The 11,834-nt window shown below is 34.9% G+C and carries 10 protein-coding genes; all 10 read right to left on the bottom strand.

Annotation, left to right across the window (positions count from 1 at the left end; translation table 11 throughout):
* Positions 1-2 precede the first annotated feature (2 nt).
* Positions 3-338, bottom strand: a complete 336-nt coding sequence (locus EGX70_RS02365) for a TIGR04197 family type VII secretion effector (protein WP_001063011.1) — start codon at positions 336-338, stop codon at positions 3-5.
* Positions 339-350: 12 nt separating this feature from the next.
* Positions 351-4,760: a type VII secretion protein EssC gene (gene essC, locus EGX70_RS02360; RefSeq protein WP_172581982.1), complete on the bottom strand. Its 4,410-nt coding sequence runs from the start codon at positions 4,758-4,760 to the stop codon at positions 351-353.
* 6 nt (positions 4,761-4,766) lie between these two features.
* On the bottom strand, positions 4,767-6,044 hold the full coding sequence (gene essB / locus EGX70_RS02355) for a type VII secretion protein EssB (RefSeq protein ID WP_000447063.1): 1,278 nt from the start codon (positions 6,042-6,044) through the stop codon (positions 4,767-4,769).
* Complete coding sequence (locus EGX70_RS02350) at positions 6,044-6,286, bottom strand: EsaB/YukD family protein (RefSeq protein ID WP_001091721.1); 243 nt, start codon at positions 6,284-6,286, stop codon at positions 6,044-6,046. Before EGX70_RS02350 ends, essB begins: the two co-directional genes overlap by 1 nt.
* Entirely contained in the window at positions 6,270-6,743 is a 474-nt protein-coding gene (gene essA, locus EGX70_RS02345; RefSeq protein WP_000769476.1) for a type VII secretion protein EssA, read from the bottom strand. Before essA ends, EGX70_RS02350 begins: the two co-directional genes overlap by 17 nt.
* Positions 6,744-6,751: 8 nt before the next feature.
* Complete coding sequence (gene esaA / locus EGX70_RS02340) at positions 6,752-9,769, bottom strand: type VII secretion protein EsaA (protein WP_000828100.1); 3,018 nt, start codon at positions 9,767-9,769, stop codon at positions 6,752-6,754.
* 81 nt (positions 9,770-9,850) lie between these two features.
* Entirely contained in the window at positions 9,851-10,141 is a 291-nt protein-coding gene (locus EGX70_RS02335) for a WXG100 family type VII secretion target (RefSeq protein ID WP_000057250.1), read from the bottom strand.
* Positions 10,142-10,308: 167 nt separating this feature from the next.
* Positions 10,309-10,599 carry a WXG100 family type VII secretion target gene (locus tag EGX70_RS02330; protein WP_000057247.1) on the bottom strand — a complete coding sequence of 97 codons (291 nt, stop codon included), beginning with the start codon at positions 10,597-10,599 and terminating at the stop codon, positions 10,309-10,311.
* A 116-nt stretch (positions 10,600-10,715) separates the two neighbouring features.
* A complete protein-coding gene (locus tag EGX70_RS02325) occupies positions 10,716-11,498 on the bottom strand; it encodes a WxcM-like domain-containing protein (RefSeq protein WP_001867955.1) in 783 nt (260 codons plus the stop codon).
* Positions 11,495-11,818 (bottom strand): hypothetical protein, encoded by a 324-nt coding sequence (locus tag EGX70_RS02320; RefSeq protein WP_000921238.1) that lies wholly within the window; start codon positions 11,816-11,818, stop codon positions 11,495-11,497. The genes EGX70_RS02325 and EGX70_RS02320 overlap by 4 nt, the downstream gene beginning before the upstream one ends.
* Positions 11,819-11,834: the final 16 nt, after the last annotated feature.

Genomic DNA, 11,834 nt, shown 5'->3' with positions numbered 1-11,834 from the left:
TCCTAGTTAAAATACGGTTTTGGTTGAAATGTCGTTGAATTGCCAGATGGAGTCGTGTATTGCTTAGGTGTAGAAATAGACTGACTCAATTTTTGATCGACAGCTTCAAATTCGCTAGCAGTAGAATGAATCAGACCAATAAATTCTGTTAATTTACCTGCAATTGATCCACTTTTACTGGCCTCATTATCAATGTATAATGAGGCACTCGTCTGACCTGAATATTGACTGTCGCTATCTTTTGTTGCTTTACCAACTGAAGTAATACCATTTGCTCCAGTTTGAATGCTAGTGGCACAGCTTGATGCCAGTGATGCATCACTTTGTATTTTTGCCATTCTCTCTCCTCTCTAGTCTATGCTGAGTTTTAGTTTTTGATAGTTTTTTCTATCGTGAATGTAGGCTTCGTCGCGTTCCAGACGTGCTTCTTTACTATTATACACTTTCTCTAGGAATGTTTGGTCCATTAGGCGCATGCCTAGCATAACATATTGGCTATTGGTTTTGACGTATTTGTTAACGGGGTCAAGTTTTGAACCAACAAAGCTAAAGGCTGAGCCAATGATCAGGTGTAAGCCGACTTTGGGTCCATTATCTAAGAGATTTTGGATTTGCTCTAGGCTAAGGTTTGTTTTGCTGACGAAACTTTCAAAATCTGGAATTAAGATAAACCATCTATCGAAAGCGTTTTGTTCTTGACGTTTTCCTAGCTCATAATTGAGTTGTTCTGCCATATCACTAATCATATCAGCACCGACATAGGTTCTCACTTGTCCTTGGTAGGCTTCATGTTCGCCTAAGGAATCAATGATCATGGTGCTGTATTCTGGCACTTTAATCAACGTTTTAAGTAAATGACTGCCTAGATTTTCTAAACCTTCATCTGAATCTGATAGGAATAAGAGGTGCTTAAATTTCGTTAATGGTAGGCTAAAGCTTTCAACGTCAACCATTTCAAGCCCAAGTGGTAAACGATTAGCTGATAGATCTGCTTGAACACTATCTGTAGCCATAAAGTCGTCAAAGGTTAATTCTTCTGGAACAATTGGTATTGCTTTTGGTCTTGGTCCAGTCCATTTGTCGTTCATGGCGTCAGATTCGGTTTGGATGTTACTGATGATGTCAAAGGTTTCAGTGCCTTCTGTTGGGAGGGCCACTTGTAACACTTCAATGTCATCACGTTTGATTAATCCACGTCCTGGAATATCTTCCATGATGTGTTGGTGACGACCGACAAGTGTCCGTGATTCAGAGTCATCTGTTAATTTAAGAGCGATACGTTCTTTAAGGTTTGCCATTAAGGACGACCTCAAAGCTGCCATACGACCAGCTGAGATAACTAAGGAAATGCCAAGTGACGACCCATCACGCGAAATATTTTGGAAACAAGCTTCTAAGTTAGTCAGTGTCTGAGCTTCCCGTAGCCCTTCATAACTGTCGATAACAATCAGGATTTGAGGCATGGTTTCCCCAGATACCTGACGGTAAAGTTTTGCTGTCGCGACATTGTAGCGACTGAGGGCTTTTTTACGATCAGACATTTCAACTTTGATACGGGCAATAAACTTGGCTATTTTTTCGTCATCATCAATGGTAAAGAAATCTGCTACATGTGGCAAACGTCTTAGAGGTAGGAGACCATTGGTACCAAAATCAAAGAGATAAAGGTTTAAAAATTCTGGACTATTGTGACGTGCTAAGTCCATTGTTACAGTTTGAAGGGCTGTGGATTTCCCCATACTTGGTCCTGCAAAAATTGACAAATGCCCATCATCTTCAAAATCGTGGTAAGCTACTTCTTGTGCTTGTTGGCTTGGTATATCCATAAAGCCAAGAACAGCTTTGTAAGATGGGGCCTTGCTCCAGAGGTCTACTGATTCTTCCTTACGGAGATCGGTTACTGAAATCTGATTGCTTAGAGGCGGTAGCCACGGTTGAGGTAAGTCTGAGATGCCCATTTCTTTGGTTAAAGCTTGAATGTTTTCAACGATGGCATCTAATTCCGTAGGTACTTCTTTAATATTTTCGGCTTGGTCTAAGCCTGAAAGATCATCATTTAGGATTTCGTATTGGCCAAGGTCGTTGATGGAATAAATGGTATGGTCTTCAATCCCTTGGTCGTCTTTTTCAGGTTGGTAATCTGCTCCTGACCATGCTGATTGGAAGAGTTCATAGACTTCATTATTACCAACTTGGAGGTAGGCACGTCCTGCTTGTGTAATCTCGGCGGCATCTGGGGTATGGAGCATTTCCATGGAGTCGCCGCGGTCTGCTACTTTAAGAGCTAGTTTGAAGCGTGAGTTTGACCAGATTTGGTCATCTACCACACCAGATGGTTTTTGGGTCGCTAGGATTAAGTGAATCCCTAGGGAACGACCAATTCGCGCTGTTGAGACAAGCTCTTTCATAAACTCAGGTTGGTTGGATTTCAATTCGGCAAACTCATCGGAGATTAAGAAGAGATGAGGCATTGGTTCTGAAACTTCTCCAAGTTTGTATTTCTTCTGATACTGGTTAATATGATTAACATCAGCTTTAGCAAATAAACGTTGACGACGTTTCAATTCAGCATTAATAGAAACCAAAGCACGCATCGATTGGGCACCATCTAAGTTGGTGATGGTGCCAAGTAAGTGTGGCAGGTCCTTAAAGAGATTTGCCATCCCCCCACCTTTGTAGTCTATGAGAAGGAAAGCTACATCGTGTGGATGGAAATTAACAGCTAAAGAAAGGATATAGGACTGTATAATTTCTGACTTCCCTGATCCCGTTGTTCCTGCAACTAATCCATGAGGACCATGAGCTTTTTCATGTAGGTTTAGATAAACAATATCATCCTGACCACGTAAGCCAAGTGGAACAGCTAAGCTTTTATACGGAGCATGGCTTATCCAACGCTCTTGAACATGCAAATCTTCAAATTCTTCTGCTTGATACATTTCCATAAAAGTAACTGCTTCTGGTATTGAAGATTTAAGATTTTGTAGGTGATTTAACGGAGCTAGGCGACGTGAAATATTTTCCTTGTCATAATCCTCTAAGAAATGATCTAATTCAAAATCTGTTTCTTTAAGCTCTCCTTCTTCTATAACTAACTGACCAGTATTACGGTCTTTAATATTAATAATGGTTTTGATATTTTCTGAAAGTGAACTCATAACATCTTGAACAAAGATGAGAGAACATCCCAATTCTGTAGGATCTTCCGTAAAGAATTCCATGATGACGTGATCTAAAATTAACTTTTCATCAGTTACAATAACGACATAATGCGGAGAAAATAAAGTCCCTTCTTTGGCAGATTTATCTTCGCGTTGTGTGCGACGTAATTTTAAAATTTGGTTAAGACTGTTGAGCACTTGATCACGGCTTCTTTGATTATAAACAAAGCCACGAACATTGACATCTTGTAAGGTTGCATGTGGCAACCAACGCATCCAAGACCACTTATCCATCTCTTCCTCTGGAACAATAGTAATAAATTGAACATCATGGTAAGAATGGAAAAAAGCTAATTGATTAACCATCAATTGGAGTTGCTCCAATACTAAACCTCGTGGTCCTATATAGCCAACTGGTCCATGTGATAAATTCGCAACAATCGGCATATTTTTAATATAACGATTGTTAAAGTAGAGGTTATAGCCTTCGTTCTCTAAAGGATCTTTTTTCCCAGAACGTTCTGGTTGAGAATAATGAATATTATAGCTCGTTGGTACTTCTCCCAAACCTAGGCGATAATACAAGAAGTCAAAATGAAGTGGTGTCTTTTCATAAATACGATGGTGATAAGTATCAGCCATTTCCTGTAAACCTTCAATCGTTGGGTAATGATAGTGTTGCCCACGCTTTTGCTCTTTAGCTAACTTCTGAAGTTCAATTGACTTATCAGATAAATAGTCATGATAGGAATCAATGCGTTCTTGTAAGTCCTGCTTATACTGTTTACGATTTTTAAAGTAACCAGTGATAGAGAAAATCATCGTCACTAGAGCCATTGACATTGTTGCAATGATATAGATACCACGAGGACGAAAAATAGAAATAAGAATGCTGACTCCAATCATCACTAGAGGAGGAACAATTAATTTTAACAGTTCATCTTTAGACTTATTAGGTTCATTACCAGGCGCATTAACTGTAATTTTATCTTCACTGGAACGATAAATAATACGAGGTGAGCGGTGAAAATCAGGATAGCCTGCGTAAAATTGATAAGCTGACATAACTTTCTTAGTTAATGATGTTTCATAATCAGTTCCCCCCCAGATTTGAATTTCATCTGGGAAAAGCTTAACAATTGTTCCTTGGAAGCTAATCTCATCACCTAAACTTAAAGGTAACTGCTGCACTACTTTTTGAAGATGATTATTCAGATAAATATCACCTTCAAATAAATTAAGCTGCCAATTGCTTTCTATTTTTTTCAGTAATAAATTAGGGGCTCCTTCTTTAAAACGGACATGATACCCTTCTTTATCACCGATTAATATATCTTCGTAATCTAAGGGAGTATAGATTTCTTTTTGATTATTCGCTAAATAGAAGACAATTCCTGAAATCTCTACACCATTAGTTAACTCTTTTCCTTTTTGGTCAATAATATATACCAATTGACCTTGCATATTTTTTAGCGTGATGTCATTTTCTAATTCTGATACTGGTATTGGCGACTTGCCGTTTGATGATATTAGAAAGGATTTCTCCTCTTCAATATTAAATTCGTAGCGGAGTGATTGATAATAACAAATAACTAACATATCCACCTACCTACTTTTAGTTTTAGAAGATGTACTTGTTGTAGTACTTGATGGTTCAGATGATAACTCTTTGTTGGAATTTGTCGAATGATTATTGCTATTTTTCGATTTGGATTCCTCATCTGTTAAAGCTGTCTTACGGTCTTTCCAATATTTATCATAGTCTGTTTGTAGCTCAGAAAGTTTTTGTTCACGATCTTTACCAGATAAACTATTGTCTTTTCTAACCTGATCCATTTTCTGAACAATAGCATAAATAACAAGGTCAGAATCGTCTAAACGTTTGGCAGCATCAATAGCATCATCATCTAAACCACGGCCAATATTAATCCAATAATCAAGATAGAGCTCATCAGTCTTGAGCGTAACATTGTTTAAAATAACTTCACGCTGTTCTTCAGAAAATGACATTCCATTAATATAGGAATAGGCCAACTCGTACTTCTGTGTATAAGGTAACTTACTTACTTTTACATGTTCTAGTCGATTAATCACTTGATTATAATCAACTTTAATAAATGAAGTATCCGCTGCCAACATTTTTTCTTTGAATGGATTGTGAATAAAAACCAGATATACTAGCGGAATCAAGAGTATTGTAGATAAAGCTCCTAGCCAGACACTTATGTATTTATAAAGCTTATATTTTGCCTTTGATACTTTTGCTAACGTATGAGTTTCTACTTCTACTTGCTGCTCATAATCAGTAGTAATGATGTCTCTAACAGCCTGAATAGTTTCTGCATGATAAATGCTTTTTAGGAAATCTGATACTTCAATAACAGAAATAGCACCATTATACAACTCTATATAGTCATGTTGCGTCAATAATGCAAAGACAAAACATTTGAATTGATATAAAAACTCTTCTGGACCAAACTTCTCAGGTGTCATAATCCCAGGAAGGCTACGATAAGCTATTTTAGCAGTTGCATTTTTTGTTAAAAATAGATTAGAGGGATGCAAAATGAAATTTACTGGCAAAGACAAAGCCTTATCTAAATCCAAGACATTCAAGGCTAATCGTAATTTTTCAGATAAAGTTTCTTTTTTAAAGCTTTCAAAAGATAGAGCATGCGCTTCTGTCTGGAATTGAAATTGAATGGTATCTGCATCAATTGCAGTTGTCATAGGCATCAACAAAGAATGGTGAATTTCTAACAATTGCAGTTGTTGCAGATTTTGAGTTCCTACTTTTGAACGCTTAAGAGATAACTGCCAAAAATCTGGTCCTTTTTCAAATTGAAAGTCTTGTTCTTCAAATACAAACGAATCTGTTTCCATTAATAAAACTCCTCTATCCTTATACGATCACCAGTTGTTACTGGATGGTGAGCTAATATATCGTTCTCTCCCAATAAAATACCTTTATTTATAACTCTTAGTTGATATTTGGTACGCCTTTCAGTACGGCTAAAAATACTATCTAATTCCATTACTAATTGCTTAACGCTAATTTTCAAAGGGATACGTAAATCTTTTGAGGTTTCCCCCATATCTAGAGTAATGTTAATATGTGTATTCATCCTTTTTGTCCTTTATTTTAAAAGTCATTATAGAAGCTAATATTAGTACCAAACTAATGAGAACCAGGTACATAATCATATGACCAATATCAGCCGAAACAGTCGCTTCTTCTGTTCTTGTAACAAATTTAAATTGATTACTTTCTTCAGAAAATAATTGTTTGATACGTTTTTTCCTATCAGATTGTCCTTTATTTGAATATTGAAACAGTTGCTTAGACTGCTTTTTCTGGAGTGAGACTTTAGATTGACGGTTTTTATCCAATTTTTTAAGGTCTTCTTTTTTAAATAAATCTTTAGTTAATTCAGTTTGAAAACCAGAATTTTTTTGTGAATCTGATTCTAAACGTTTTGTATCAAAATGAATATCATTATTCTTTAACCCATCAGAAAATACTGATGTTTGACTCATACAGGATAATATTAGTAGACAGGCTAAAAATCGTTTCAACTTCATCAACAACCTCACTCTTTTACTTTAGCTTCAAAATTTAAGGTGATAAAAATATTCATGATAATAAAAGCAACATCCACAAGAAGTACTAAGATAAGGAAAATAAATCCAGTTGTCACATTATCAAAATAAGACGATAATTGATTTTCAAGGATAGATAGTGGATTAATAGCTTTTAGTAATTTTGGAAGTCCACTAACAGTCGCTACTGTGCCTACGGCATTTGATAGATAGACAAAACTAATAATCATAAACAAAGCTAAACCCATACCAACTGCTTTAAAATTTTTAACAAAGAAATACTGACTATGAATTAATAAAAAACTAAACAGAGTCATAACTAGGAACCAAGATGGTACATATTCAGGCATGACATGAAGACTTCTGCTTGAGATAACTCCCAGTGCTAAACCAATCACAAGAGAGAGGCCTGAAATGACAATGACATTTAAAAAGTCTGTTTGAAGCCAGCGATTGACATTATACCTATCTGTCAATTTCTTAATAAGGTTTTGAGTCGCAAAGATATATGCTGTAAATAGGCTAACAACTTCTAATAATAGTATCCAAGTGAATGGGCGATAAGTATTTTCAGTTGCCCTAACTGCAGACGCTGATTCAGCGACAGGTCGTGATAAGAAATTAAGGAGAATATCATTTGGCACTCCATTTTTATAAGCAGTATTAAAGACTTTAGAGAAAGAAGCTACGAAATCACCGTTATTGGCCAATTCTTTTTGGAAGTTAGCCATTAAATCTGTTGCATCCGTCGAAAGTTTGTTGCCCGAATTTTTAGCATCTTGAACATCTTTATTGAATGATGTGAATATTTGATTAACTTGGTCCGCCTCTTGACTATTAGATTTGGACATATCTTTTACGCCAGCTGCAGAGGTCATTAGCCCATCTAGCTGGTTCTTCAAATCAGATAATTGTTGATCAGTTGTTTTCTGTGAGTCGTTTACTTTAGATTGATCCTGTGTGATGTTTTGGACCTTCATGTTAATTGATTGAAGGGTCTCAAGCTGTTTTTTGATTGCATCTGTTAGTCGTACATTTGTCTCAGTTACTTTTGCCATTTGATCCGCCAATTCATCTTGACTATTTTCAACTTCCTCCATGACATCTTTAACTTTCTGTTGCGCATCAGCAGTGTTTTCATCCATCAAATACTTAGTTATACCATTTTTGACCAGATCAACCATCGTATCGTTAACACTTTGATTTAAAAATTGATCAAATAAATTTTGCGGTTCTTCGCCATCAGAAATAATGTAGTATTTAGCTACTAAGCCGTGAGTGGTGTTATATGCATCAATTACTTCTTGTAGAGTTCGTTGATACGTTGCTTCTGCCTCCAAGTAAGACCGTTGGGTTTTACCGTCATCATTTTGTACAATTTGTTTATGATTCCCGATAGTGATTGTATAGCTTGGTTTTGTAATACTAGAGTTAGATGATTCCCCTTGATAACTGCTATTGATAATAATATTATTGTTTTGGCTGGGGTCCAAGGTTCTTGTTTGCTTACCATTAACCGTCCAGGTATCTACCCTGTAATCTGGATTATTTGATTCAACAGAAACTATCTGCTCACCAGTTCGAGTAGAACTAGATGGCAATTTTAATTGATTAACTTTATTTTTAGCTTCATCTCTATTTTTCCTAGCTTCAAAAAGACGATTTAATAAATTAGTATTTAAATACAGAGTTCTTTCGTTGCTTACTTTTTTAATGATTTCCGAATCAGAAGATGTAAACTGAATGGCTTTTTCTTCTTCTTGGGTTAAGTGCAACTCCGAAAGGTTTAGTGAAGGAATGCTTGAAATGAGAGAATTTGTGAAATCTGCTACCTTAGCTTTAAAATCTTTCAAAGTCTTCTCATTAGTAGAATGACTCTTCAATAATTCTAATAAAGTAATATTATCTTTATTATTCTTAGCAAAGTAACTTGCTAGTCCCTCTCTAACAATTTTATCTAGTTGTTCACTTTGATCTTTAGCGACGTTATCTTGTGACTTGAGTGCTTCAGATAGTTCTTGGATTTTTTGCCTTGCAACATTTAGATAAGCTGATGAGTTTTCTTTATGATTATGATCGTTATCGTTATCATCACCCATAATACTATTGAGTTGTGATGATAATGTTTCTTGGTCTTTTTGTGCTTGTGTGATAATATCAGACAATTGCTTCTCTAATAACTCGTTATTCATTTCTAGTAATGAGGCCGAAAACGCTTCATACGAAATGCTATCTTGATGGCGCTGTTCTATTAACCTTGATAAATCTTTTCCAGTATTTGTCTGGGTTGTCACCAAATCATTAAACATGTTATCAGAAGCTTCTAAAGATTTTTTCAGTGATTCGTTAGCAGTAATGGAACTACTAGACTGGTTAACAAGGGCTGGAAAGATATTTTGGAAATTAGTTGCAGAATCTAAAAGATTTTTTTGGTAATTTGAGATATTACCTGACTGAACATTTACCATGGCCTGTACATTTTCTTGAGCTGTATATAAGTTACTTAAAATACTTGCCATATACATATTTACTAAGTGGCTATTTAACTCTGAAACAATATCTTTCCCTTTTTCAGTTGCCTTTTTCTCTAATGCTAAATTCCCCTTGGCATTAACCTTATAAGAGATAGTTGTTTGCTCTGCATTTGCTTTATTGACATCAAGGAGTTTTTGAGAAAAGTTATTAGGGATGATAACCATTAATTGATAATCACCTTTGTTTAATCCATTTTGAGCAGTACCTCGACTAACAACTGACCAATTTTGACTATTATCACGTTCGATAGACTTAATATAACTAGCTCCTAAATTATAACTTTCTTTACCATTAGATACATTTTGATCTTCGTTAACTAATGCTATATTTAGTTTAGTGTTAGTAGCTGACTGTGTTGTTTTATTCTCTTTTGCATGATCGCCTTGAAGCTTAAGATTAAGGCCAGCAATAGCTACTAAAAAGAGAGCAACAGCTATAATATACCAAAGTATTCTAAAGTTATTTCTTTTCATAATTCTTCCTAAAATATATTTTATTTTCAACAAAATAGGAAGGCTTTGCCTTCCTATTCACTTATAGACTATGATACGATACTATCCACTAATTTGAGAAGCAATATCTGCATCCGTCTGCTCAATGATATCTGCAACTTTTAATAATTGCTGGTTAATATCTTCGAGTAATTGAGCAAATTCTGTAATTTTTGGAGATAATTCATTGAATTGTGCTTCAAAAGAATCAAAAGCAGATCCATCCCAATTTTCGTCAATAACTGCTTGCTCTTGAGTAAGCAAATTAAGAACTTCTGTTACTTGTTGAGAACCAGCTGTGTACTTTTGTGCTGATGAGCGAAGTTCTTCTGGTGTTAATTTAATTTGTGCCATTGAATACCCCTTCTTAAATATAGCGCTATCACGTATAAATATTATATCATAAAAATGAGAAAATACCTAATATTTACCTTATTTAATACAAAAAAGTATAAAAAAAATCTCTGGAATATCATTTAAGTAAAACCAGAGACTTTTTTTATTTACAATCTTTTAAAAAATTATCCACCAATTTGTGAAGCGATATCAGAGTCTGTTTGCTCAACAATATCAGCAACTTTAAGCAATTGTTGATTAATGTCTTCAAGTAATTGAGCAAATTCTGTGATTTTAGGTGACAACTCATTGAATTGTGCTTCGAAAGAATCAAAAGCGCTACCATCCCAGTTTTCATCAATAACAGCTTGTTCTTGAGTAAGTGAGTTAAGGACTTCTGTTACTTGTTGAGAACCAGCAGTATATTTTTGTGCTGATGCGCGAAGTTCTTCTGGTGTTAATTTAATTTGTGCCATAAATTTTCTCCTTTTTCTATAAACACTTTTGCAACAACTGCATAATTATTATAACATATTTTTTAAAATATATTCAAATTTACTGCATTATTTAAAATTATTTTTAATGTTATTGTTTAATCCTGTTTATTTTCATCTATATCAACAATCTGTCCTTGTTGATTTAATCGAAATCGTGTCAATTCGTGAAAGAAAATCTTTTTATAAAAACCATGTTGCTTCTTAGCATTGACTCTTTTAGAAATACCTAATTTATCATCTGAACTATTAATACCAAAATTACCAATGTAATCTTTATTAATACGGTAACTACGATACTTCTCTGGATGTGAAATTACATAGGATGCGGCTGCTTCAGACATATTGTTAATGGGACTAGGGGAATTAAAAACACGCGCTGATAATCTCATTTCTGAAGCCACAATCATGGCCAAATAACCACCTAGAGAATGCCCTGTTAACCAGAGGGTTGCATCAGGATAGTTCATCTTAATTTTTTGTGCAAATAGTTTAGATGTTGTAATTTGACTTGGATTTTTACAAGACAGAGAAATGCCATCCTCTCTCAGGGTAATACTTGAAGGACAAGTTAGCAATTTATTGTTCTTCCCCAATACAACTGAATCGATATCTGTTAAGATATCTTTCTTATTAAAAGCGTTCGTTCCTGAATATGCTATAACAATATGATTACTCTCATCCAAAGACTGACATGCCATAGCCTGCATACCATTATCGATATCATCATTAACCTCTAATACCATAAAAGAGCGTTTTTGATGGAAATCAATAATTTGACTACCTTCTATAATTTTAAGGTGTCCATTACTTTTTGCTTTGGATTCTTCAATATTATATGCCATGTCTGATAGCACTTTAAAACTACTATCTGGAATCATTCATTTTCCTCTCTATTCAAAGACCAGATGATATCTAACTCATCAATAGACTGAATAGGTTCCTTTTTTTCTCTAGGTCTGAGATGAAAACTTTTAGAATGACAAATAATACCTGAAATACTATCACTGTCACTAATATCATCAACAATGTAATTGATAATATTAGCGCCATTTATTGTTATAATAGAAGACCATGAACCAGTTTCTAAAGAATGTCTCCACTTTGAAAAAACAAGTTGTTGAATACCTAGATATCTGTGTACTAAATCAAGGGCGATTTTTGTTTCTAATTCATTAATATGTGTTCGTGTTTTTAACATAATTAACTCCTTAAGT

Origin of the sequence: Streptococcus sp. FDAARGOS_522 (assembly GCF_003812445.1) — a bacterium.
Taxonomy (GTDB): domain Bacteria; phylum Bacillota; class Bacilli; order Lactobacillales; family Streptococcaceae; genus Streptococcus; species Streptococcus agalactiae.
Note: the sequence above shows the minus strand (reverse complement) of the source record. Positions and strands in the feature narration are given on the sequence as shown.